General features: G+C 39.5%; 24 protein-coding genes and 5 tRNA genes. 13 read left to right on the top strand and 16 right to left on the bottom strand.

Going from position 1 to position 24,448, the window contains the following annotated elements:
- Positions 1 to 596 precede the first annotated feature (596 nt).
- The 4 genes from IF202_RS17190 to IF202_RS17175 all read left to right on the top strand — a co-directional run bounded on the left by IF202_RS17190 (position 597) and on the right by IF202_RS17175 (position 3,695).
- Positions 597 to 806: a cold-shock protein gene (locus IF202_RS17190; protein WP_024024079.1), complete on the top strand. Its 210-nt coding sequence runs from the start codon at positions 597 to 599 to the stop codon at positions 804 to 806.
- A 158-nt stretch (positions 807 to 964) separates the two neighbouring features.
- Complete coding sequence (locus IF202_RS17185; RefSeq protein WP_191596144.1) at positions 965 to 1,516, top strand: DUF2058 domain-containing protein; 552 nt, start codon at positions 965 to 967, stop codon at positions 1,514 to 1,516.
- Between the two features lie 404 nt (positions 1,517 to 1,920).
- On the top strand, positions 1,921 to 2,814 hold the full coding sequence (locus tag IF202_RS17180) for a porin (protein WP_191596143.1): 894 nt from the start codon (positions 1,921 to 1,923) through the stop codon (positions 2,812 to 2,814).
- Positions 2,815 to 3,065: 251 nt separating this feature from the next.
- Positions 3,066 to 3,695, top strand: coding sequence for a cupin domain-containing protein (locus tag IF202_RS17175; RefSeq protein WP_235963601.1), 630 nt, complete (start codon positions 3,066 to 3,068; stop codon positions 3,693 to 3,695).
- Between the two features lie 218 nt (positions 3,696 to 3,913).
- On the opposite strand, the gene IF202_RS17170 is transcribed toward IF202_RS17175, so the two are convergent.
- Positions 3,914 to 4,369 (bottom strand): tRNA-uridine aminocarboxypropyltransferase, encoded by a 456-nt coding sequence (locus tag IF202_RS17170; protein ID WP_191596141.1) that lies wholly within the window; start codon positions 4,367 to 4,369, stop codon positions 3,914 to 3,916.
- Between the two features lie 87 nt (positions 4,370 to 4,456).
- Between IF202_RS17170 and IF202_RS17165 the strand changes: the two genes are divergently transcribed.
- Complete coding sequence (locus tag IF202_RS17165) at positions 4,457 to 5,128, top strand: glutathione S-transferase (RefSeq protein WP_191596140.1); 672 nt, start codon at positions 4,457 to 4,459, stop codon at positions 5,126 to 5,128.
- A gap of 62 nt (positions 5,129 to 5,190) precedes the next feature.
- Here IF202_RS17165 and IF202_RS17160 read toward each other — a convergent pair whose 3' ends face one another.
- Positions 5,191 to 6,033: an outer membrane protein assembly factor BamD gene (locus IF202_RS17160; protein WP_191596139.1), complete on the bottom strand. Its 843-nt coding sequence runs from the start codon at positions 6,031 to 6,033 to the stop codon at positions 5,191 to 5,193.
- A gap of 159 nt (positions 6,034 to 6,192) precedes the next feature.
- Between IF202_RS17160 and rluD the strand changes: the two genes are divergently transcribed.
- The 3 genes from rluD (at position 6,193) to clpB (ending at position 10,682) form a co-directional block, all read left to right on the top strand.
- Positions 6,193 to 7,176, top strand: coding sequence for a 23S rRNA pseudouridine(1911/1915/1917) synthase RluD (gene rluD, locus IF202_RS17155; RefSeq protein ID WP_191596138.1), 984 nt, complete (start codon positions 6,193 to 6,195; stop codon positions 7,174 to 7,176).
- A 67-nt stretch (positions 7,177 to 7,243) separates the two neighbouring features.
- The gene (gene pgeF / locus IF202_RS17150; protein WP_191596137.1) at positions 7,244 to 7,990 is read left to right on the top strand and encodes a peptidoglycan editing factor PgeF; all 747 of its coding nucleotides are present in this window, start codon (positions 7,244 to 7,246) and stop codon (positions 7,988 to 7,990) included.
- A 112-nt stretch (positions 7,991 to 8,102) separates the two neighbouring features.
- Positions 8,103 to 10,682, top strand: coding sequence for an ATP-dependent chaperone ClpB (gene clpB, locus IF202_RS17145; protein ID WP_191596136.1), 2,580 nt, complete (start codon positions 8,103 to 8,105; stop codon positions 10,680 to 10,682).
- Between the two features lie 192 nt (positions 10,683 to 10,874).
- On the opposite strand, the gene IF202_RS17140 is transcribed toward clpB, so the two are convergent.
- From IF202_RS17140 to IF202_RS17080, 13 genes are all read right to left on the bottom strand, one after another.
- Positions 10,875 to 11,528: a TIGR04219 family outer membrane beta-barrel protein gene (locus IF202_RS17140; protein ID WP_191596135.1), complete on the bottom strand. Its 654-nt coding sequence runs from the start codon at positions 11,526 to 11,528 to the stop codon at positions 10,875 to 10,877.
- A gap of 102 nt (positions 11,529 to 11,630) precedes the next feature.
- A tRNA-Gln gene (locus tag IF202_RS17135) sits at positions 11,631 to 11,705 on the bottom strand.
- A gap of 20 nt (positions 11,706 to 11,725) precedes the next feature.
- Positions 11,726 to 11,802: transfer RNA gene (locus IF202_RS17130), tRNA-Met, on the bottom strand.
- 34 nt (positions 11,803 to 11,836) lie between these two features.
- Positions 11,837 to 11,911, bottom strand: a tRNA-Gln gene (locus IF202_RS17125).
- Between the two features lie 12 nt (positions 11,912 to 11,923).
- Positions 11,924 to 12,000: transfer RNA gene (locus tag IF202_RS17120), tRNA-Met, on the bottom strand.
- Positions 12,001 to 12,009: 9 nt separating this feature from the next.
- Positions 12,010 to 12,084, bottom strand: a tRNA-Gln gene (locus tag IF202_RS17115).
- A gap of 113 nt (positions 12,085 to 12,197) precedes the next feature.
- Entirely contained in the window at positions 12,198 to 13,289 is a 1,092-nt protein-coding gene (gene ychF, locus IF202_RS17110) for a redox-regulated ATPase YchF (RefSeq protein WP_191596134.1), read from the bottom strand.
- A 29-nt stretch (positions 13,290 to 13,318) separates the two neighbouring features.
- Positions 13,319 to 13,903, bottom strand: coding sequence for an aminoacyl-tRNA hydrolase (pth, locus tag IF202_RS17105; RefSeq protein WP_191596133.1), 585 nt, complete (start codon positions 13,901 to 13,903; stop codon positions 13,319 to 13,321).
- 23 nt (positions 13,904 to 13,926) lie between these two features.
- Complete coding sequence (locus IF202_RS17100; protein ID WP_191596132.1) at positions 13,927 to 14,505, bottom strand: 50S ribosomal protein L25/general stress protein Ctc; 579 nt, start codon at positions 14,503 to 14,505, stop codon at positions 13,927 to 13,929.
- A 70-nt stretch (positions 14,506 to 14,575) separates the two neighbouring features.
- Positions 14,576 to 15,523, bottom strand: a complete 948-nt coding sequence (locus tag IF202_RS17095; RefSeq protein WP_191596131.1) for a ribose-phosphate diphosphokinase — start codon at positions 15,521 to 15,523, stop codon at positions 14,576 to 14,578.
- Between the two features lie 58 nt (positions 15,524 to 15,581).
- The gene (ispE, locus tag IF202_RS17090; protein ID WP_191596130.1) at positions 15,582 to 16,448 is read right to left on the bottom strand and encodes a 4-(cytidine 5'-diphospho)-2-C-methyl-D-erythritol kinase; all 867 of its coding nucleotides are present in this window, start codon (positions 16,446 to 16,448) and stop codon (positions 15,582 to 15,584) included.
- 6 nt (positions 16,449 to 16,454) lie between these two features.
- Positions 16,455 to 17,036 (bottom strand): lipoprotein insertase outer membrane protein LolB, encoded by a 582-nt coding sequence (lolB, locus tag IF202_RS17085; protein WP_191596129.1) that lies wholly within the window; start codon positions 17,034 to 17,036, stop codon positions 16,455 to 16,457.
- The gene (locus IF202_RS17080) at positions 17,033 to 18,817 is read right to left on the bottom strand and encodes a tetratricopeptide repeat protein (RefSeq protein WP_235963597.1); all 1,785 of its coding nucleotides are present in this window, start codon (positions 18,815 to 18,817) and stop codon (positions 17,033 to 17,035) included. The genes lolB and IF202_RS17080 overlap by 4 nt, the downstream gene beginning before the upstream one ends.
- 221 nt (positions 18,818 to 19,038) lie before the next feature.
- Here IF202_RS17080 and hemA point away from each other — a divergent pair, with 221 nt between their 5' ends.
- The 3 genes from hemA to prmC are packed head-to-tail and all read left to right on the top strand — an operon-like array spanning position 19,039 to position 22,297.
- Positions 19,039 to 20,307 carry a glutamyl-tRNA reductase gene (hemA, locus tag IF202_RS17075; protein WP_191596127.1) on the top strand — a complete coding sequence of 423 codons (1,269 nt, stop codon included), beginning with the start codon at positions 19,039 to 19,041 and terminating at the stop codon, positions 20,305 to 20,307.
- Between the two features lie 3 nt (positions 20,308 to 20,310).
- Positions 20,311 to 21,399, top strand: a complete 1,089-nt coding sequence (gene prfA, locus IF202_RS17070; RefSeq protein WP_191596126.1) for a peptide chain release factor 1 — start codon at positions 20,311 to 20,313, stop codon at positions 21,397 to 21,399.
- 40 nt (positions 21,400 to 21,439) lie between these two features.
- On the top strand, positions 21,440 to 22,297 hold the full coding sequence (gene prmC, locus IF202_RS17065; RefSeq protein ID WP_191596125.1) for a peptide chain release factor N(5)-glutamine methyltransferase: 858 nt from the start codon (positions 21,440 to 21,442) through the stop codon (positions 22,295 to 22,297).
- A gap of 108 nt (positions 22,298 to 22,405) precedes the next feature.
- On the opposite strand, the gene yaaA is transcribed toward prmC, so the two are convergent.
- On the bottom strand, positions 22,406 to 23,188 hold the full coding sequence (gene yaaA / locus IF202_RS17060; RefSeq protein ID WP_191596124.1) for a peroxide stress protein YaaA: 783 nt from the start codon (positions 23,186 to 23,188) through the stop codon (positions 22,406 to 22,408).
- 91 nt (positions 23,189 to 23,279) lie between these two features.
- On the opposite strand from yaaA, the gene IF202_RS17055 reads away from it, so the two are divergent.
- Both IF202_RS17055 and IF202_RS17050 read left to right on the top strand, forming a co-directional pair.
- A complete protein-coding gene (locus IF202_RS17055) occupies positions 23,280 to 23,465 on the top strand; it encodes a hypothetical protein (RefSeq protein WP_191596123.1) in 186 nt (61 codons plus the stop codon).
- A 52-nt stretch (positions 23,466 to 23,517) separates the two neighbouring features.
- The gene (locus IF202_RS17050) at positions 23,518 to 24,426 is read left to right on the top strand and encodes a hypothetical protein (protein WP_191596122.1); all 909 of its coding nucleotides are present in this window, start codon (positions 23,518 to 23,520) and stop codon (positions 24,424 to 24,426) included.
- Positions 24,427 to 24,448: the final 22 nt, after the last annotated feature.

Below are 24,448 nucleotides of genomic sequence, written 5' to 3'. Positions count from 1 at the left end.
TCGTCGTCAAGCTTGAATTAAGAGAAGCCCCGTTCTGCTATGCAGGACGGGGTTTTTTCGTTCTGGGTGAGATTCTGAAGCTGTCCATTGTTTTGAATCTAGGCCTTATTTGTGAGATGCAATATATTGATGGCAGTTGTTCATAAGTGTGGAAAATAATGCGAGGAATTAGCTTAAAAATTAATGAATTACAAAATTATCTATAATTCTTAGTGAGATTTTTATAGAGAGGGTTTTATATTTAGTTATGCACTAGTCCTTTTAAATTTATATAGTTTAATGTTAATAACTTAATGATTTATTAACTGATTCCTAACCAATTATTATAATGAGGCTTATTCTGTTATGGATAAGAGGTATTATTATTTTCTCACCTTAGTAAAAAAATGTTTAAAACTTGATTGACCTGATGGCTTAAAGCAGACTACAATCAGTTTCGTTTAAAAGAGTTGGCAATATTTATGTCCAGAGTTGCGAATTGTACGTCAGTATGTTCGTCCTGTTAAGTCATAAGTAATACCGAGTTTTTTTAGCACTATAACGTTAGATGATTAACATCTACGTATAAATTAACTTAACCTACAGGATAAACAGACATGTCTGACGTAGTAACTGGTACAGTAAAATTTTTCAACGAAACTAAAGGTTTCGGTTTCATTACTCAGGATTCAGGTCCTGATGTTTTTGTTCACTTCTCTGCAATCAACACTTCTGGTTTCAAAACTTTGGCTGAAGGCCAAAAAGTTGAATTCCAAGTAGCTCAAGGCAAAAAAGGCCCTGAAGCTCAAAACGTTACACCTTTATAAGGTAACGTTGCTGAGGATACTCTCAGCAGTGCGAATGCTAAAAAGCGGCTTTTAAGTCGCTTTTTTTGTTTTTGTACAAAAGTAGTATGCTATTAAAAGCTCTCATCATGCACACTGCATGGCCTTATATATATAAACCAACTAGTTAGGAGGAAGCTATGGCCGCTAAGTCATTACAAGAGCAGCTACTAGGTGCTGGACTTATTAATAAGAAAAAAGCAAACAAGTTGAAAGCCGAGACTTTGCAACATAAGCAAAAAGTAAAGAATGGCAAGGCTGCACCATTGGATAGTAGTTCTCAATCAGAAGAGCTGAAGCGCCAAAGAGAAATGAAGATAGAAAAAGATCGCGCTCTTAATCTTGAGCAACAAATAAAAGCTCAGAAAAAAGCGGTAAAAGGCCAAATCCGCCAAATGATTGAGCAGAATCGTATTCGTAAAGATGAAGGCGATATTGCGTATCATTTTACTGATGATAAAAAAGTGAAACAGATTTATATTAGTCAAACAATGCATGATGATTTGAGTCGTGGACGACTTGCTATCGTTAAGCTAGATGAAACTTATGAGCTTATAGCAGAGCCTGTAGCATTAAAAATCAGTGAGCGAGATGATAGCTCCATTCTGGTTTGTAATAACCGCACTGAGGAAACGAATGATGAAGATGACCCTTATGCAGATTTTCAGATTCCTGATGATTTGATGTGGTAGCGTTATTTTGATTGTGTAATGAGCTCGAAAGAGCTCATTTTTATACATATACCCTCCTTTTTTATGCTTATTTTTGTTATTTCCTCACCTCTCCCACTTACTTGTGCCTACATTGTAAATAGACTTGTATACGTCCTCTATTAAGACCTTGCACAATTATATTATTCGTTTTTTTATCTAACTGATTTATATATTGATTTTCAATTTGTATTTATGAAATGAGTTCTTATCTTCCTTTTTTCTTTATTTCTTTCAAAAATAAAGAACCTATATCGATAATAATATGCAAGTAATCGCCACTCTATTGTCAATTTTTGATAAATGTTTAAATTATAGTTACATTATTTACACGCATCGAGCATGTGATAATAAAAATGACATTACATTTATAAAAGGGAAACAAAATGAAAAAATCAATTATTGCTCTTGCGGTTTCCAGTGCTGCATTTGCTTCATTATCTGCCTATGCTTCTGAAGGCTCTACTGTAGATGTCTATGGTAATATTCAATATGCATTTACAAGCGGTGATGCTGGAAGTGAGTTTGCAGATAACGGCTCTACATTCGGTTTTAAAGGTGAAGCAAAGGTAGATGAAGATCTAACTGCTTTTTTCAAGTATGAACTTGAAGCTGATGCTGATGAAAATACTAAAGATATTGATGTAAATCTCGACCAAGCATTTGTTGGATTAAAAGGTAGCTTTGGTAAAGTGCAAGTAGGTACGTTTGATCCTATTTACGACAATGCTATTCAGGATTCAGTTGACCAGTTTGAAGTTTTTGGATTTGATCAAACAAGTACTTCTAGTGAAGGCGATACGATCGCTTACTTCTCACCTTCTTTTGGTGGGTTTGAAGTTCAGGTTGCAGCACAAGTTAAAGGCAGTGCTGAAGCTGAAGACAGCGGTAATGCTCTTGCTGCAGTCTTAAAATACAATGCAGACGCTGTTACTGTAGCATTGGGTTATGATTCACTTGATAACGTTAATGAAGACTCTGAAACAGTTGGTTTATCTGTTGCTTATCAAGTAAACGAGTCATTTGTAGTGACCGCAGCAATTGAAGCCGAAGATGATGTTAAAGATATATATGGCCTATCTGCTCGTTACGGCTACGGTTATGGCGATCTTTATGCTTCCGCTCAATCTATTTCGCCTGAAGTTGGTGATGACTATGAAGAGTACGCTGCAGGCGTAAGCTATAATTTGGCTTCAAATGTTTATGTATACGGCGAAGTTGGTCAATTCACAGTTGATGAAGACACTCAAACAGCTATTGGCGTTTACTACGGTTTTTAAGATCTTGTAATAGATTTTATTTACTCTAAGGCTCTTTAGCGTTCTAGGAGCCTTATGTTAAATGTGATCATTCAAAGTTCCATATTTCTTTTCTTGTAGATAGATTGTTGGAGCATTTCGGCATCAAGTGGAAACACTTGGTGCTTTTTTTTATTTTGAAAAAGTACCAAATAAGAATATCTTGATTATTATTTGATCTAACCGTTAAACTGATATTTTTAATATAAAATTATCTGTTTATTATGCTTAACATGGACTTTAGTCAAACAGTGTTTGTAAATACTAATCAGATTGACTGGATAGACAGTCCTATGTCTGGTGTTTATAGGAAGCCTTTAGCAAGAGAAGAGAAAGAACGTGGTCATGCCACTAGCTTAGTGCGCTATGATGCCGGCTCTGTATTCCGTACACATCCGCATCCGTTGGGGGAAGAAATTTTAGTATTAGACGGAGTTTTCTCTGATGAGCAAGGTGACTTTCAGGCTGGAAGTTATTTTAGAAATCCTCCTGGCAGCAGTCATGCGCCACATAGTATTGATGGCTGTCTTTTATTGGTAAAATTACACCAATTTAAAACTTCAGATTTAAATAAAGTTTATATTGATGCCTCTAATATTTGGTCTTCTATTGAGTCACAAGTAATGACTCTTTACCAGTTTGATGCAGAGAAAGTTTGGCTTGTTCGTATTCATGATAATCAAGATATCTTAAGTCAATTAGACCTGGCTAGTTCAGTCGAGTTGTTTGTTATCTCTGGTCAAATGAGCTACGGGGATAAAATCATCCCTAAAAGAGGTTGGCTGCGAGAGCCCTTGTTTTTACTAGATCGTTGTAGTGTGACATCGGATTGTTTCTTATGGATAAAAACAGGGCATTTTTAACTTTTGACGTAGAAAATTATTTGAAAGTTAATTTAGAGGTGAAGTAAATTAGTAATCTGACTTGGTCAATAGAGGAGGTTATTTTTAGCTTGTCTTAAGTACTGAGTTACGCGCTGTTCACCTAATTATGATAGGTACGCCTAAAAAATTAGAGGCTCTAGTGATTGCGGATGAAATGCTTATTTGTGTTGAGTATTTAGGTGAAATTAAATTCTGTGTTATTGATTAAATTCTAGGAATGCGTTCATTAAGCTGGGCGCTGCTGGATGTTTATATTCTGTTAAAATGTGAATCACCACTTCAGCTGTGCAAAGCCCCGTACTTTTTTGATTTCGACGTTTGCTGTAAGTGGATTTTATATCCTTTATTTCTCTATGTTGGAATTTTTTTAAATAAGGTGATTTGTTATATATTTTTCGAGCTTGTTGCCATGTTCCATCAATAATAATGATATTTTTTGCTGGAATCTCATTGACACTAAATGATTGCTCTTCTGTATCACAAGGATAAATAAGTAAGGTGTTTTTTGGTGATAAGCTTGTGACTGCTTTGTTAGGAAGTACTCTCGACCATTCTATTATCTCACACTCATAACCTAACTCGCTTTTTACTAACCGCCCGGTTCCAGTAGTTTTTTTCAGTTCTTCAGAATGAGTTAATAGCCAAACTTTCATGTTACATATTTCCTTTAATAAGTTTCTATTATACTTAATTTATCTGCTCAATCTTAAAAAATAGTTGATTCTAAAAAGGAGTTTTTTTTGTTACCCATTTTGTATTCATTTAGACGGTGTCCCTACGCAATGAGAGCTAGGTATATGCTTGTTCTTTTAGGCGTACCTGTATTGCTAAGAGAAGTTGTATTGAAGTCTAAGCCCGAAGCGCTGCTAATGTTAGGTGGGCGTTCAAGTGTCCCTCAGCTTGTTAATATAAATGGTGATAGATACCCAGAAAGTTTAGATATTATCTTTTGGTCATTATCCCAAACGACAGATATGGTTTTTCGTGATCAACTATGGCCTGAATCACCTGTAACACGACATAAAATAAAAGCATGGATAGCCTTTAACGATAATAGGTTTAAATATTGGTTAGACCGTTATAAGTACTCAGATCGTTATCCTGAATATTTCGAGGGTTACTATCGTCAAAAAGGAGAAGTGTTCCTCAGAAGGCTGGAGGCTCGGTTGAATCGGTTCTCATATTTGCTTGGGAATGAAATGACTTTAGTTGACGTTGCATTGTTTCCTTTCATCCGTCAGTTTGCTGCTGTTGATAGTAAATGGTTTGAGGAGTCTGGCTACCATAAATTAAAGCTTTGGTTGGATGGTTTTGTTACTTCTGAATTATTTACAAAGGGAGTAATGGAAAAATTTTCTGCTTGGGAGGAAGGAAGTCAAAATATCGTATTTCCACGTGAGAGACTAGAGTGATTATAAGTGCTAGTGACTTACTAAAAGGTAAGCCGCTAGCATAAGGTCAACTTATAATTCCTTTAGTCAAAAAGGCCGAATGTGATCCAATAAAAAAAGCTTGGGTCAGCATCGTTTGGTAAAGATAGTGGAATGAAGCGCCCCTCGTCATCTATATAAGATGTGTTCGGAAAGCTTTCCTTCAATACTGTTAGGTTGGTTTGTGCTAAATCTAGTTGTTTTAAATCATTATATGATTGCACGCTAATAGCTAATGCTTCTTCTACTGATCTAGTGCTTGGGTAGTGTTGAATTACCTCTTGGCTTCTACGTAAGGCAGAGAGTGGCGCTTTTCTTTTTAGGTAATAATGAGCGACTTGTAATTCATGGCGCGAAACCATTTCGCGCAAAAAATACATGCGTGCTTTTGCATCTGGTGCGTAAGTGCTGTTCGGGTAGCGAGACGTAAATTCACTTAGCTCATTGAATGCCTTAGAAAGCTCTTTTGAATCTCTTTCACTTGGATCTAATCCCACGTATCGAGATAGTAAGCTTTCGGCTCCTTTATAAGTTGATAACGCTCGCATGTAATAAGCGTAATCTATTGATTCATGCTTTGGGTGGTTTTTAATGAATCGCTCAGCTGTCGCATGAGCGGCAATAGTTTCACCAGCTTCTATTTGAGCATAAATTAAATCTAGCTCAGCACGTATACTTAACTCACCAAATGGATAGCGAGAGTCTAAATCTTTTAAATGTTTAATGGCGGTTGAAGGTAGATTTTCTTCCAGTGCTTGCTGAGCTTTGTCGTAATAAACGCGCTCAGGAAGGTCTGGTTCTTGTTCTGGTTTACTGGCGCAAGCCACAATCAATAAAGAAAAACTTACTATTCCGGAGAATCGGAGCAACGAGTGATGAAATCCCATGTATAATCAAAACCTTGATATGGTAGTAGATTAGCCTAAATCGGCATTTTGTAGCGTTATATTGCGAAAGATGATGAAGTGCAAGGCGCTACACGTTTTTTACATCCAGGCTCAATGATAAAATTAATGAGCTGAAAACAACAGACTTAAGTACATTGTATGGCAGAGCGCATAGTAAAAGAAGCCCAAGTTCCTTTCGATTTGGGTGGCAATCGATTTGATCAGATCGCGACAGAGTTATTTAGTGATTATTCTCGTTCTCGAATCCAAAGTTGGATTAAAGAAGGGGCTTTAATCGTTGATGGAAAAGTCACTAAGCCAAAGGAAAAATTATTTGGTGGAGAGATGGTTTCTTTAGATGTTGTGGTTGAAGCACAAGAAACGCATGAAGCACAAGAAATGGCTCTTGATATTGTCTATGAAGACAATGACATCATGGTTGTGAATAAGCCTACAGGCTTGGTTGTTCACCCAGCGGTAGGTAACCGTGATGGTACCTTGATGAATGCGATTCTTTATCATGCGCCGGAAACGGCACATATTCCTCGTGCTGGTATTGTGCATCGTCTTGATAAAGAAACAACTGGCTTGATGGTTGTGGCTAAAACCTTAGCAGCACAGACCGATTTAGTTTCTCAGTTACAAGAGCGCAGTATGGGGCGTGAATATGAAGCTATTTCTATTGGCGTGATGACGGGAGGAGGTATTGTGGATGAGCCTATTGGGCGTCATCCGCACAACCGTCAAAAACAAGCGGTCGAGCCTATTCATGGTAAGCATGCTGTTACTCATTATCGGTTGGTTGAGCGTTTTACAAATCATACCCATATTCGTTTAAAACTGGAAACGGGACGAACGCATCAGATTCGTGTTCATATGGCTTTTATTCAGTATCCACTAATTGGGGATCCGCAGTACGGTGGCCGTCTGAAAATGCCAAAAGCCTGTACACCTGAATTGAGAGAAGCTCTACGTACGTTTCGTCGCCAAGCGCTGCATGCTAAAAGGCTAGAATTAGCACATCCAGTTACAGGAGAGTGGATGGCGTGGGAGGTAGACTTACCTGAAGACATGCAAAAGCTAATAGAAGCGCTTAAAGCTGATACGTCTGAGTCTGAACGTAAGGAATCTGAATACCTTTAATAAATGCGGGGCAGTCTTCTTGGCTGCCTTTTTTATCACTTCTTTTTCGCTTTTTTAGGGAATACATATGTCTTCTCATGACGCGTCTTTTATAAAGCCTAACTGGCCAGCCCCTGTTTCTATTTGTGCTTATGTCTCTACCCGTATCGGTGGTGTAAGTCTCCAGCCCTTTGATAGCTTAAATTTAGGTGCGCATGTACTGGATGATATTGATGCTGTTAGGCAAAACCGTCATTTATTTTCTATTTATACTGGAATGCCGAACTCAGTGACTTGGTTAAATCAAGTGCACGGTATAGATGTCGTTAATTTGCCTTGTGATGATTTGCCTGAAAGTGCAGATGCGGTTTTTTCTAGTGTCACGAACCAAATATGCGCTGTATTAACGGCAGACTGTTTACCTGTTTTCTTTTGCAATGAGTCTGGGACACAAGTCGCCGTAGCCCATGCAGGGTGGCGAGGGCTTTGTGCTGGTGTCTTAGAGTCAACGTTGAAACATTTTGATGAGAAAGACAAGGTCATGGTCTGGTTGGGGCCAGCTATAGGGCCTGCTGCCTTTGAAGTTGGCGAAGAGGTAAGGGACGCGTTTATGACCCAACTGCCAGAGGCTAAAATGGCTTTTAGGAGAACGGAAGTTGACGGTAAATGGCTTGGAGATCTTTATTTGCTGGCTAAGCAGAGATTGGCTGTTGTAGGTGTGACTCAAATATATGGTGGAGATCATTGTACATTTTCTGAAGATGATACTTTTTATTCCTATCGACGAGATGGAAAAACAGGACGAATGGCTTCAGTTATATGGATTAATGACTGATTTCATTGACTAGTGTCAAATAAATGACACCTCTGCCTTGAAAAGTTATTTTTGAGAACTATTAAGTTGGTAATTGAAAAAACTATTTTTATTTCTACCAAGGATGTTCATTATGCGTATAGATCGCCTTACCAGTAAATTACAGTTAGCTCTTTCTGATGCCCAATCCGTTGCACTTGGACAAGATCACTCTTATATAGAGCCGATTCATTTGATGATTGCTTTGTTAGACCAGCAAGGTGGTAGTACTAGACCTATCTTACAGCAGGCGGGTATTCCTGCGGTCAAATTTCGTGAAAGTTTAAATGAGTTACTAACGCGCCTCCCAACTGTTTCTAACCATGATGGAAATGTTCAAATGTCTCCTGAACTTGGGCGACTAATGAACTTGGCAGATAAAGAAGCGCAAAAACGAAAAGATCAGTTTATTTCATCTGAATTGGTTTTGATGGCTATGTTTGATGGTAAAGATGACTTAGCAAAGGCTTTAAAAGCCAGTGGTGTGACTAAAGCCGATATTGCCGCTGTGATTGATAGTATTCGAGGTGGTGATTCGGTGAACGACCCTGATGCAGAAGAGAACCGCCAAGCTCTGGATAAATACACAGTAGATCTAACTGCAAGAGCGGCAGAAGGTAAGCTTGACCCTGTCATAGGCCGAGATGATGAGATTCGTCGTGCTATTCAGGTTCTTCAGCGTCGTCGTAAAAATAATCCTGTTTTAATTGGTGAGCCAGGTGTGGGTAAAACTGCAATCGTGGAAGGTTTGGCTCAAAGAATTATAAATGGTGAAGTGCCAGAAGGGCTTAAAAATAAACGTGTCTTGTCTTTGGATATGGCGGCATTAATTGCCGGCGCAAAATATCGAGGAGAGTTTGAAGAGCGCTTAAAAGCCTTATTGAATGAGCTCTCAAAACAAGAGGGTCAGATCATTCTATTTATTGACGAAATTCACACTATGGTAGGTGCTGGGAAGTCAGAAGGTTCAATGGATGCAGGGAACATGCTAAAACCGGCATTGGCTCGTGGTGAGTTGCATTGTGTTGGCGCAACTACGCTAGATGAATATCGTCAATATATTGAGAAAGATGCGGCATTGGAGCGACGTTTCCAAAAAGTATTGGTAGAAGAGCCGACGGTTTTGGATACGATTGCTATTTTACGAGGTTTAAAAGAGCGCTATGAGATTCATCATGGTGTAGATATTACTGATTCTGCAATTATTGCCGCAGCGAAGCTATCTCAGCGCTATATTACTGATCGTCAGTTGCCAGATAAGGCGATTGATTTAATTGATGAGGCTGGAAGTCGTATTCGTATGGAAATGGATTCTAAGCCTGAAGATATGGATCGATTAGAGCGTCGCTTGATTCAATTGAAAATTGAACGAGAGGCCTTGAAAAAAGAAAAAGATAAAGCATCTAAGCTACGTTTAGCAGATCTTGATGAGGAAATTGAAAATTTACAAAAACAATTTTCTGATTTAGAAGAGATTTGGAATGCTGAAAAAGCGGCCGTTCATGGTGCTCAAAAACTTAAAGAAGAGCTAGAATCTGTTCGTCATGAAATGGAAGAGGCTCGCCGTAACGGTAATTTGGCAAAAATGTCAGAGCTTCAATATGGCGTAATACCTATGCTTGAGGCTGAAATTGAAAAGGCAGGTCAAGAAGAAGAGAATACAGAAACTCGGTTGTTGAAAAGACGCGTTACAGAAGAAGAGATTGCCACGGTTGTTTCTCGATGGACTGGTATACCCGTTGATAAAATGCTGGGGGGAGAACGAGATAAATTGTTGCGTATGGAAGAGGAGCTTCATGAATCCGTTATGGGGCAAGATGAAGCAATTGCAGCTGTCTCTAATGCGGTAAGGCGCTCTCGATCAGGTTTAGCTGATCCGAATCGACCAAATGGTTCTTTCTTATTTCTAGGGCCTACAGGTGTCGGTAAAACCGAGTTATGTAAGTCTTTAGCGAAGTTTTTATTCGATACGGAGCAGGCAATGGTTCGTATCGACATGTCTGAGTTTATGGAGAAGCATTCTGTTGCTCGTTTGATTGGCGCACCTCCAGGATATGTCGGCTACGAAGAGGGTGGCTATTTAACTGAAGCGGTTAGGCGTCGCCCTTACTCTGTGTTGTTGCTGGATGAAGTGGAGAAAGCACATCCTGATGTTTTTAATATATTGCTGCAGGTATTGGATGATGGCCGACTCACTGATGGACAGGGTCGTACTGTGGATTTTAGAAATACAGTCATTGTGATGACGTCGAATTTGGGTTCTGATTTAATTCAGGAATATAAGTCTGATGATCAATATGAAGAGATTAAATCAAAAGTGATGGAGGTGGTTGGTATGCATTTTCGTCCGGAGTTTATTAATCGTATTGATGAAACCGTGGTTTTTCATCCGTTAATGAAAGCCCAAATTAAAGGAATTGCGACTATTCAGTTAGCGCACTTGAATGAAAGATTAGAAGAAATGGGAATGTCTTTAATGTTAACCGATGCGGCATCTGATCAATTGGTAGATGTAGGTTATGACCCGGTATATGGAGCACGCCCATTGAAACGAGCAATACAGAAATGGATTGAAAACCCATTAGCTAATAGATTACTTGCTGGTGATTTTGCGACAGGTGATGCTATAGCTGCGGATGTAAAAGATGGTGAGATTATGTTTTCGAAAAGCTAATTATTATGTCTAGATCTAAAGTGTCTCGTTCTAAAATACGTTGACGATTTTATTAAGCCAGTATGGATTTCATGCTGGCTTTTTTAATGTTTTGCTTTTGGTGTGTTCGTTTTAAGGAGAGGTGCGAAGTATTAGGCGAAAAAAAAGCCTTAGATTTCAAAGTCTAAGGCTTCATCTAAATTATTTACTTCTTTAGATATCGATTGTTACACCAACGAAGTAACCTGAGCTATCAAGTACAACGCTTTTAATTTCATGAGTGATTGATCGATAGCCTGCTTCAACTCCAACTATAGGTAATGGTTGGAATCCAATTTTTATAATGTCGTCAGAAACAGATATGTCACTGTCTAAAGAAAGTCTTTTAGATTCAGCCGCTAAGGTAATACTAGTGCCGGGAATTGCTACATGTGCACCTAAATAAACCAACGGAATAGCAGAGCTACTTTCGCTAAATTCTGTACCACCACTAGTATAATCAATATCTAAACTACGAACAGTTAGGCCGCCTTCAATACCAACCCATAATAAACCGATACCGTAATAGCCAGTAATATCTTGAGCACTAACATCCAGTGTTGAAGAAACGCCAGTATTATCTTTACCTTTAGTGTCGTAGCTCACAGAGTCAAAGCGAAGGTTTGGTATAAGAGGAATGGGATGTTGTACATCTATACTAAAATACGATCCTGTCTCATCATCGTAATTGTAATCAGCGCCTGATTTTGAAAATGAAGTTTCAGGGAGGAATATTCCATATTCTGCATTTGCACCAATAAAATCAGCCTGTGCTGTACTTGCAGTAAGAACAGTAAATAGAGAGGCAATTAATACAGCGGGTTTCATGATTTTCATTCCATAGTAGACGTTATTTTATCTATTATAGATTTTGTATGAAAAAAAGCCAGTGAAATAAGGTTTTAATATGAAATAAATATTGTAAGAAAATGGCTGGGGTAGAAGGATTCGAACCTACGCATGACAGGATCAAAACCTGTTGCCTTACCGCTTGGCTATACCCCAAAAAATACTGCAGCTATATATGGTGGCTATGACTAGATTCGAACTAGTGACCCCATCATTATGAGTGATGTGCTCTAACCAACTGAGCTACATAGCCTAAACTGTATATTAAGTAATAATAAATCTATCGATGGCTGGGGTAGAAGGATTCGAACCTACGCATGACAGGATCAAAACCTGTTGCCTTACCGCTTGGCTATACCCCAATTATCGAGTTTTGGTGGCTATGACTAGATTCGAACTAGTGACCCCATCATTATGAGTGATGTGCTCTAACCAACTGAGCTACATAGCCTTCGTCTGTTGGCTGGGGTAGAAGGATTCGAACCTACGCATGACAGGATCAAAACCTGTTGCCTTACCGCTTGGCTATACCCCAACAGACTGACACAGAAACAGCTTACATGAAATGATCTACTGCCTCTGTGGCGCGATATTATTCATATAACCCGTTAATGGGTCAAGTGTTTTTGTTAAAATGTTTGCAATTGATTAAACATTAAAACGGAAATGCATCACATCCCCATCTTTCAATATGTAATCTTTTCCTTCTAATCGCCATTTTCCTGCTTCTTTAGCGCCACTTTCACCTTTGAATTGAATGAAATCATCGTAACCAATAACTTCAGCACGAATAAAGCCCTTCTCGAAGTCTGTGTGGATCACACCAGCGGCTTGGGGTCCTGTTGCGCCCTGTTTGACGGTCCAAGCACGAACTTCTTTTACGCCCGCTGTGAAGTAGGTCTGAAGGCCTAGAAGTTCATAGCCTGCACGGATGACTCTATCAAGGCCTGGTTCTTTCATTCCCATTTCATCAAGAAACTCTTGCATTTCTTCTGAGTCCAATTCGGAAATTTCTGCTTCTAATTGATTGCAAATAGGAACGAGTATTGCACCTTCTGCCTTTGCAATTTCTCGTACTTGCTCTAGGTATGGGTTATTTTCAAAACCATCTTCAGCTACGTTGGCGATATACATAGTGGGTTTTGTTGTTAATAAGTGCATTGTTTGAATTTCTTTGGCTTGCTCATCTGAAAACGACATAGAGCGAACAGGAAGGCCATTTTCTAGGTGTTCTTTAATGCTTTCTAAAAATGCTTTATGAGCGATGGCATCTTTGTTGCCACTCTTCGCATTTTTACCTGTGCGGAAAATCTGCTTATCAATAGATTCGATATCAGCAAAAATCAATTCAAGATTGATAACTTCAATGTCTGCTTTGGGGTTTACATGGTTTGAGACGTGAATAACATTTTCATCTTCAAAGCATCGAACAACATGAGCAATTGCATCTGTTTCACGAATGTTTGCTAAGAATTTGTTGCCAAGACCTTCGCCTTTTGATGCTCCTTCCACAAGGCCTGCAATATCAACAAATTCCATTGTCGTTGCTAAAACTCGTTCTGGTTTTACAATTTCAGCAAGCGCATCTAGGCGAGGGTCTGGCATAGCAACAACACCAGCGTTCGGCTCAATGGTGCAAAATGGAAAGTTTTCTGCGCCGATGCCTGCTTTGGTTAGTGCATTAAATAGAGTGGATTTACCAACGTTAGGTAAGCCAACGATGCCGCAATTAAAACCCATAATGAAATATCCTAAATATAATTAAGTGATTATGCTTTGAAGCTGTGTAGTTTATTCATTACAGCGTTTAAGTTACCGCTGACAATGTCTTCTACATAGCGTAATGATTCGTCGATTGTTTGTTCTATTTTAGAGTAGTCATCAGGAGATGCTTTTTTTAAAACATAATTAGCAACTTGACTAGCATGTCCTGGATGGCCAATACCTATTCTTAGGCGACCAAACTCTCTATTGTTCGCTAATCTAGCGATAATATCTTTTAATCCGTTATGACCGCCGTGACCACCACCTTTTTTTAATTTAGCGGTGCCTGGAGGAATGTCTAGTTCGTCATGAATGACAAGGATGTCTTCTGGAGGGATTTTATAAAACTGGCAAACGGCTTGAACCGCTTTACCACTTAAATTCATATAGGTTGTGGGAATGAGTAAGTAACATTCTTCACCAGCTATATGAACTTTACCGAATTGGCCAAAGAACTTTTTTTCAGAACGAAGAGAGCATTGGCTCTGTTGAGCCAATGCTTCGATCCACTGAGCGCCGGCGTTGTGACGAGTGTTCTCGTATTCGCTACCTGGGTTACCCAAGCCTACTAATAATTTGAAACTTGCCACAATGCTGCCTTCAATGAATTATCTTAACGTTTTGCTTTTCCGATACGACCGATAGGTTGGTTGTGATCTTCGCCTTTAAGCAAAGAAATCAACTCAACACCTTCAGGTAGTGTAACGTCTGACAAATGGAAGATTTGATCAATCTGACCGTCAATTACATCAACAATTAGAGCTTCTGGTAGGATCGCTGGCAAACAACGAACTTCAGCAAGTTTTGTTTCAACAGTCAAACGACCACCTTGCTTGCTAACACCTTCACTTTGAGCTGCATTGATGAAGCTTAAAGGAATACGAGTTGTGATCGGTTTGTCTTCTTGAATGCGCTGAAGATCCATGTGCATTACATCGCCTGTTGCTGGGTGACGTTGTAGTGCTTTAACAAGAAGCTTTTGAGCTTTACCTTCAACAGATACTTCAACTAGGCCAGTTAAGAAGCCAGGAGTAGAAACTGCTTTAAGAAGCTCATTGTCTTTAAAAGAGATAGACTGAGGAGCAACGTCACCGCCATAAATAACAGCTGGCACTAGGCCTTCGTTACGAAGGCGGCGGCTCGCACCTTTACCTTCTTGAGTACGTGCTACGGCATTAATAGATAATGTCATGATATTTTCCTAATAGATGATCAAAATTTGTGCCCAGAACTGCGACCCGTTCCGAGCGTTAGTGTTTGGCTTAGGCCCCAAACATGGCACTGATAGACTCTTCATTGCATACGCGACGAACAGCCTCCGCCATAATGTCAGACATCGACAACTGGCGTATTTGAGGGCAATTAAGCGCCTCTTGTGTTAATGGGATGGTGTCAGTGACAACCAGCTCATCAAGCACGGAATTTTTAATGTTTTCTATGGCCTTACCCGACAAAACAGGGTGAGTGCAGTAAGCCATTACTTTTGACGCACCATGTTCTTTTAAGGCTTTGGCTGCGGCGCACAATGTACCGCCTGTATCACACATGTCATCAACAAGGACACATGTCTTGCCTGCCACATCACCAATCAAATGCATGATTTGTGCTTCGTTAGCACGAGGACGACGTTTGTCAATGATTGCTAAGTCAGCATCATTAAGCATTTTTGCAAAGGCCCGAGCACGAACTACGCCACCAACATCTGGTGACACAACGGTAATGTTCTCATGACCTTGGCGTTTCAAATCATCCAGTAATAACGGTGTTGCATAAACGTTATCGACAGGAATGTCGAAGAAACCTTGAATTTGGTCTGCGTGAAGATCAACCGTTAATACACGATTAATTCCAACAGCGGATATCATATCTGCAACGATTTTTGCTGTAATAGGAACACGTGCAGAGCGTACTCGACGATCTTGGCGAGCATAACCGAAGTATGGAATAACGGCTGTAACTCTTGCTGCAGAGGCTCGGCGTAATGCATCTGCCATTACAATAAGTTCCATCAAATTGTCATTGCTTGGTGCACAAGTTGATTGAATGATGAAAACGTCTTTACCTCGAACATTTTCATTTATTTCAACCGCAATTTCCCCATCACTAAACTTTCCTACTGTTGCGTTACCAATAGGTAGGCCTAAACGACGTACCACTCTACGAGCGAGTTCAGGGTTAGCATTACCGGTAAAAACCATCAACTTAGACACTGTGTATACCTTTTGTATATTGTAGCGATGAACATAGACTGGTTTAGGAGAGTTGCAATTATTTTGCTTTCTCATCCTTGTTTTGCTCAATCCACTGGTTTAATGCATAGTGAGTAGGTGATGTGTTGCAACCATGGCAAATCCAGCTTTGCCATTTTTTCGGCATAGACTGTTTAATTCTTTCGGCATGATGCAAATTATCACATGCTAAAAATAGACAAGCACCAGTTCCTGTAAGCTTTGCATCCCCATGATTCTTTAACCATAAATACGCTTCATCTACCTCAGGATTGTACTTTCTAACGATGTCTAAACAATCATTATGCCCACCCAGCTTCAAGGCGTGCGATATTCTGATGGGAGGGGTGTCTCTTGTCAAATATTTATCGGTAAAAATTTGACCAGTTGAGACATGGCAATTAGGTTTGAGAAGTAAGTAACAGGGTGTTTCTAGTTCGACTTTTTGTAGCCTTTCACCAACTCCTTCTGCAAAGGCAGAAAAACCCATTACAAAAACAGGCACATCTGCACCCAAGGTCACACCTAATTCAGCGAGTTTCTCTAAAGGTAGATTACATTCCCATAGCGTGTTGAGAGCTAATAATGTTGTTGCTGCATTAGAGCTTCCTCCTCCAATACCTCCACCCATAGGTAATTGTTTTTCTAGAATAATATCTATTCCGTAGGATTCAATTCGCTTAAATGGAATCAGTATTTCAGCTGCTTTGTAAACGAGATTTTCTTGCTGTGGCAATGATTTTATTTCTGGTGCGATCTCGATACGATTATTGCTAGTTAATGAAAATGTTAACGTATCGCACAAGTCAACAAACTGGAAGATTGTTTGAAGTTCGTGGTAGCCGTCTTGTCGACGGCCTGTTATGTGTAAAAATAAATTTAATTTTGCTGGAGAAGGTAATTGCATCTTGAGCTACTGAATTGTCCATTTATTGATAATCAAATTCACTTTGAATGGAGGTTTTGAAACTTGCATTTTTTTAGGTAAAGATAAACCGTCTACCTTGATGAAGCTTGAATAACTTATAAGCCATCCATCTTGTTCAATTTCATTTGGCAATTTTGTGTCTGGATCAGTTGAAATTTGAGCTGCTGAGATTGGTGATGCTAAGCCACGTATCCAATAAGTTACTTGATTGACAGGAAACTCCCATCCTAATTCTTGTTGTAATAGTTGAGCTGAGTCTCGACCTGTTATTACCTTGTCTTCATAGGCAAGTGTTATTGTACCGCTCTCTGATTGATTAAGTTTTGTTGCACCTTGGCCAAAAGGTCCGACAATTTTTAGAGCGAATTCAGTAGATGATTTCTGCCAATTGAAATTGCCTGAAACGGCGTCATCAGGAGTCCTTATTCCTACCCTGCCAGATGTTTCCCATTTTGTAATGGCATCAGCACTGGATGGTGGTGGCGTAATAGGTCCAGTGGGTGTTGTGCCACAGGCGCTAAGAAACACCGCCAAGATAATAATGAAATGTACGCGATAGTTGTTCATGACGTTTTTTCCTGTGTATTTTTTTCAAGCAAAGAAGGTGATAGTCGCTTAATAGTGTTGAGTAAAAGTGGGTTTTTGGGCGCTGTCTCTAACGCTGCCCCCCAAATTTCAATAGCTTGTTTGTAATGACGTTGTCTCCATAAAGATTCTCCATAATGCGCCGCAATTTCAGCATCAGGGAGAATATCCCATGCTTTTTTAAGGTAATAAGAAGACTGTTCCAACTCCCCTTTAAGAAAGTGTCCCCAGCCTAAGCTGTCGATAACAGCAGGGTCATTAGCTTCTTGTTCATAAGCTAATTCAATATAGTTCATAGCTTCATCAAGACGCTCGGTTCTTGTTAGTAGTGTATAGCCCAGCGCATTTAAATATTGAGGGTTGCCTGGATCTTTTTGGAGCAATGTCTTTAGCTCTATTTCTGTTGTTGGCCAGTTTCCAAGTCTTTCTGCTAATAGCGCTTTTCTATATCGTAAAATATTTGATTCAGGAAGTGTATTCAATGAATGGTTAAGTAAATCATAGGCTAATTCAAGGTGGCCTTTTTCTTCATGGAGCTGGCTGATAAAGGCTATTTGTTCTGGGAGATTCTCTCGTAAAGTGCGGTTTAACACTATATTGTTAATTAAGTTTTCTTGTTCCTCATCATAGAGCCATAAGGCCATTTGCTGTGTTGCGTTAGAGCGTAAGTTACCACTTACCTGACTCATTATTTCTATTGCTTGTTTTTTATTACCTAGCTCGGCGGCGGCTATGGCTGTTAAAAACTGTATTTGATGTGATAGACCTAATTGTTCTTCAGGCAAACTGTTGGCTATATCAAGTGCTTTTTGAGGGTGCTTGTACTCTAAAAGCGTACGGATGAAATTGATACCAACTTGTAGTTGTTCAGATGATTCAAGTACTGCTTGTTGATAAACCGTTGTTGCTTGCTGAGGCCGTTCGTTTTCAACTAGAAAATCGATTAATGGAGAGAGAATACGAGTATTTAATGGGAATTCTTGATTCGCCGTTAACAATGTTTCTATCGCTTCGTCTAGTTTACCAAGGTTTTTTTGACTGTAGGATAAAATAAGATATAACACTTCACTTTTTTCTGTGTCAGATCTAGCAAGTCGTTTTTTAGAAAGAGTGATCGCCGGCTCATATTGTCCTATTAAAAATAAAGTATGTGCATAGCTTAGTTGTATGTATTGATTCTCTTGATATTTGGGCGGCAGTGTTGCAATGGCGTCATTTAGTGTTTGAACTTTTTCGTTATCGCGAACATGGTTTTCAAGGTAAAGGGGTAAAAAACGAAATGGGATTTTATGACGAATGGCATTGGCTAGTAGCGTAGCTGTTTCTTCAGTACGTTTATTTTTAACAAGAACCTGTAATTTTAACGCATAGGCTTGTTCTGACCTTGGTTCATTTGCCAACCAGAGATTGGTACTTCTTTCTATATAGTTATCATCTTGTGAGGCCACTGCAATACTTGCGAGTCTTTCTATTATTACTATATCTTCTGATTGGCTTGCTAATTCATAAAAAAGTTCAAAGGCTTCGCTGGGGCCTTCTCTTTGTAAAGTAAATTCCGCATTGAGCAGATTTTTAATTTTATATGCAGGTGTTATTTGAGGTTGATTGTTTTCTTGGCTGGGTTGAGAGCTATCAGTTTGGCTTGTTATTTGATTGCAACCACTGATCAAGGAAAAGCTTATGGCAGTAAAAAACATCAAAACATTTTTAGCATAAAGGTTTTTAAATCGTGTTTTTTGTTTCGCACCTAGGCAAGATGACATGTGTTTTCTCAATGCTAAATTCATATAACCCTTATGTTATCGTTAGCGGCTCATTATGTCAGCCACAACTATAAACTAATCCTATTACTTTTATTGGTCAGATGGGGTGCGAAAAAAAGTGAATTTCTCGTATAATGTGTCTTCTTTATGTAAAGAGTCATGTTGAAGCTGTGCTTCCTCTTGTCATGCCTTAAAATCTCGATTTTTCAGAAGAGCCCTGAATGCCACTAATTACTGTAGGTGTAAATCATAAAACTGCGCCAGTTGCGATACGTGAGCGCGTGGCTTTTGCACCTGAAAAAATGATAGATGCTTTGTCTTCTTTGGTATCTAGCAAAAAAGCCAATGAAGCCGTTATTGTCTCGACCTGCAATAGAACCGAGATTTATTGTGCGGTAGAAGACATAAACAAGGCGAATGATGTGGTTGCTTGGCTTAGTCAGTACCATGGTGTCGACCTAGCTGACCTTCAACAATATTGTTATACACATTGTGACGATGACAGTGTCCGTCATATTATGCGTGTTGCTTCTGGATTGGATTCTCTTATTTTAGGAGAGCCTCAAATTTTAGGGCAAGTAAAATCAGCTTATGCGGTTTCTCAAGAAGGCGAGTGCCTTGGTTCTGAGCTGCAATCTTTGTTTCAGAGGACGTTCTCTGTGGCAAAGCGAGTCCGAACGGATACTGCCATAGGTGAAAACCCAGTCTCTATTGCGTTTGCTGCCGTAAGTTTGGCACAACGTATCTTTGCGGATATAAGAGATAGTACCGCATTATTGATTGGTGCTGGACAAACTATTGAGCTGGTGGCGAAACACCTCAAAGAAAATGGTATTAAGCGAATCATCGTTGCCAATAGAACTTTGGCACGAGCTGAGGCCTTGGCTAACGAGTTAAATGCTGAGGCAATAATGCTTGGCGAAATTGGTGACTTTCTATCTCAAGCCGACATTGTTATTTCATCAACAGCAAGTCAATTACCGATTATAGGTAAAGGAATGGTTGAACGAGCGACGTCTCAACGTCGTCACTCTCCTATGTTATTGATTGATATTGCCGTCCCTCGTGATATCGAGCCAGAAGTTGAAGAAGTAAAAGATGCTTATCTTTACACAGTAGATGATCTTCATTCAGTGATTGAAGAAAATGTGAGAGCAAGGCAAGATGCAGCGAAAGCTGCAGAGCAAATAATCGATGAAGGCGTGGACTCTTATCGACGAATCGTTGAATCTAGGAAAGTATCGAACCTTATTGTGACTTATAGACAATCTGCCGAGGCAATGAAAAACACAGAATTGGAAAAGGCGCTTAAAGGACTTGAACTAGGTCAGTCACCAGAACAAATTGTAAACAAACTTGCTTATGGCTTAATGAATAAGCTCATTCATGCACCAACGCTCTATTTACGTTCTGCTGGTGCAGATGCAGATCAAGACGCATTAACTATTGCCTCAAATGTATTGGGCATTCACGAAGAAAAAGATAACTAAAAAATGAAAGAATCCATTAAGTTAAAATTAGAAAGTTTATCTGATCGTTATGATGAGTTAGCAGCGCTATTAGGCGTAGCGGAAGTCATAATGGATCAAGATCTATTTCGTTCTTATTCAAAAGAATACGCTGAGCTTGAGCCTGTGGTGAAGTGTTTTAATGAGTTTCAGCAAATCGATGAAAACATCGCCGAAGCAGAGCTTATGATGACAGACTCGGACCCTGACATAAAAGACATGGGTGTTGAAGAATATAAGGCGGGTCAGCAACAAAAAGAAGCGCTGCAATTAGTATTGCAAAAACTTCTTTTACCGAAAGACCCTAACGACTCACGAAACGTGTTTGTAGAGGTTCGAGCAGGTACTGGTGGAGATGAAGCTTCAATCTTTGCTGGTGACTTATTTCGTATGTACTCACGTTATGCGGAAACTCAACGTTGGAAAGTTGAGATTGTCAGCTCAAATGAAGGCGACCACGGTGGCTATAAAGAAGTCATTGCACGTATTGTTGGGGAAGGCGCTTATTCCAAGTTGAAGTTTGAATCTGGCGTTCATCGTGTACAACGAGTGCCTGCGACAGAGTCTCAAGGTCGTATTCATACATCGGCTTGTACTGTTGCGGTCATGCCAGAAATGGATGAAGTAGACGACATTATAATTAATAAAGGCGATTTGCGCATTGATACATTTCGAGCGTCAGGCGCGGGTGGTCAGCATGTAAATAAAACAGATTCAGCTATTCGTCTTACGCACATTCCAACAGGTGTTGTGGTTGAGTGTCAGGAAGAGCGTTCGCAACATAAGAACCGTGCGAAGGCCATGTCTTTGTTAGCGTCTCGCCTACTGGCTGCTGAACAAGAAAAAGCAGCAAGCGAACAATCAGAGACGCGTAAATCTTTGGTGGGCAGTGGTGATCGTTCTGAACGTATTCGAACGTACAACTATCCTCAAGGTCGAGTGACAGACCATCGTATTAATTTAACTCTGTATAAATTAGATGAAATTATCACTGGTGATATCAATGTGCTGATCAATCCATTGGTTAATGAATTCCAAGCTGAGCAGCTTGCGGCACTTAGTGGTGAAAATTAAGCATTAATGAAATTTTCGTAGAATAAGGTAGTCATCGCATATGCGAATTGATGAATTATTAAAAGGCGCTTCCGAGCGCCTTACTTTTGTCTCCGATACCGCATCATTAGATGCGCAGCTTTTGTTGGCGCATGTATTGTCTGTTTCCACGTCTTATTTTTACATCTGGCCTGAAAAGCAAGTCGAGGCAAAGTGGATTGATGTGTTTGATGCGTTATTGGAGCGTCGAGAGCAAGGGGAGCCGGTTGCTTATTTGCTTGGGCATCAAGATTTTTGGTCACTGGATCTAGAGGTGGCAACGTGCACTTTAATACCGAGATCTGACACCGAGCGGCTGGTGGAAGTGGCGTTGACACTTATTGATGAGAGTCAAACGAATCACATTCTTGATCTTGGGACAGGAACTGGCGCAATTGCTCTCGCACTTGCCTATGAGCTACCTGAATCAAATGTCATTGGTGTAGATTTGATTGATGGTGCCGTTGCCTTGGCTAAAAAAAACGCTCAAAAAAACGAGATAACTAACGCGAGTTTTATGCAAAGTAGTTGGTTTGATGTGTTTGGCGACGACGTTGAGTTGTTTGATTTGATCGTTTCGAATCCACCTTACATTGATCCCGATGACGAGCATCTTTCTCAAGGTGATGTGATGTTTGAACCTAAAAGCGCTTTGGTTGCGGAAAATCATGGTTTAGCGGATATAGAGCACATAATCAAAGTGGCTTCTCGTTTTATGAAGCAAAATGCTTATTTAATATTCGAACATGGTTATGACCAAGCTGAAGCTGTAAGAAATAGGTTAAGCCTCGCTGGTTTTGATTGTGTTGAGAGTTTTCAGGATTTGGGCAATAACGACAGAGTCACGATTGGACGTTGGCATATATCTAGAGTTATGTAATGCCTATAAGCAATTATCAGGAATATAAAATACCAACCTGGTTTTTTATATTCCTGAAAATGCAGGCAGATTGCTTTTAATTACATCTATATTTTTAGTTAATAATTTCTATTTCTTCGGTTGAGCGTGCTCCGGGCGAATAAAGACAGGAGCGACTTCCGTTGATTGCTGATGGTCGTAACGATAGCCTGCTAAGTTGAATGCTTTTAACTCTTCCAGTGTCTCGCATCGATTTTCAATCAAGTACCGGGTCATTAAACCACGAGCTTTTTTTGCATAAAAACTAATGACTTTGAATTGACCATTCTTCTCATCAAGAAAATTTGGTGTGATTAGCATCGATTTAATTTTTTTCTTATTAACCGCTTTAAAGTATTCGTTAGACGCTAGATTAACGAGTAGCTCATCTTCTTGAAGTGAGTCGTTAATCTTGTTGACAATAATGTCCCCCCAAAATTGATACAAGTTACTGCCTCGTTGATTCCTTAGTCTTGTGCCCATTTCTAAGCGGTAGGCTTGCATTAGGTCTAAAGGTTTTAAAAGGCCATATAATCCACTAAGGATTCGAAGCGAATTTTGTGCGTAGTTCATGTCTTCGTCGCTTAGTGAATAAGCGTCTAAACCTGTATAGACGTCACCCATAAAAGTATAAACAGCAGGGCGACTATTTGATAATGTGTGCTCTTTTTGCCATTCTTGGTAGCGTGACACGTTTAAAGTGGCTAGGTTGTCACTTAGCTTCATTAATGTTGAAATGTCAGCAGGCGTATAAGGCTTAATTGTGTCAATGAGTTCTTGGGAGTCATTAAGCATTTCAGGCAGGCTGAAATTATTGTTATTTGGCTTAGATGTTAGATCTAATGTTTTTGCTGGAGAGATTAAAAATTTCATAAATATTCCATCTGCATGATTATTGCGTTCTCTAAAGATTATCCATGGAGTGTCGATAAATATCTAGACAATGATGTGATAGAGAAAACTTATGAAGAATAATCTGATACCATTCCCTAAAACCCATCAACTAGGTGAAGATAGAAAGAAGTCTCTACCTTCCACTGATGAGGTAAAGGCACTTCGTGCTGCATTTGATCGAGTATGTGCGGATTGGCCACTTGAAGCGGCTGAATTACCTGAAAATAATAAAATGTACAATGGCTTAAAAAAGTAATTAGATAATCGTCTTTTTCTATTTTGGGCTGCCTCTTTAAGGTGTTAGCTCTATGTTGTTTGTTGTTCGTCACTCTCTTTTGTTTATGTTTCTTTTTGCCATATTAGGTTTTTTACTTCCCGCATTTTCTCTCGCGCTATTTCCCTTTTTATCGATTGTGCTTTTTAGTTTAATGACATTGACCTTATTAGGTATGAAGCAAAACGAACTTATTAAAAGACTAAGCAGCCGAGCTATTTGGGGTTATACCTTGCTGCATTCGATCGTTTTGATGGGAGTTGTTAGTATTCTTGGACGATGGCTGTCGTTTAATGATGATCTTTTATTGGCTGCTGTAGCGGTGGCCGGTACTGGTTCTTTATTTGCAACGCCAGCTATTGTACGTGCGCTAGGGTTTGATAGTGTGCAAGCTATGGCGATGACAATTTCAACAACTTTATGTCTGCCTATCGCAATTTGCATAGCCTTGTTTTTTTACCAAACTGAACAGTTAGATCTAGATTGGGTGAGTTATTTACTTCGTCTTATGATTTTTATATTTGGCCCTATGTTTTTCTCATTTCTAGTGCATCGATTTTTTCCTGAAGAGTCATTGAATCGATTTTTAGTAAAAATTTCACCTTATACGATCTTGTTGGTTTTCGCCTTTCCTTTTGGGCTAGTGGGGAGTTTCAGGGTCCTTTTTGATCAAGACCCTATGATGGCATTGGATTATTTCCTAATTGCTACCGGTTTGTGTTCTTTATTTTTTGTTCTATCTTTTATTGTGTATAGAAAAAAAGGCAAAGCCATCGCATTAACGGCTGCAATTACCTCAGGTAACCGAAATGTCTTATTAACCTATAGTATCGCTGGTGCGTTGTTGGGTCCGGCTTTTCTACCTCTTGCTGGTGCGTTACAAATTCCGACTTATGTGTTGCCAGTACTTACTCGTTGGCTTAATAAAGCCTTAGCTAGATGAATTTGATATATAAAAAATATAA

Origin of the sequence: Marinomonas colpomeniae, assembly GCF_014803385.1 — a bacterium.
Taxonomy (GTDB): Bacteria; Pseudomonadota; Gammaproteobacteria; order Pseudomonadales; family Marinomonadaceae; genus Marinomonas; species Marinomonas colpomeniae.
This window is presented reverse-complemented; position numbering and strand designations above follow the sequence as displayed.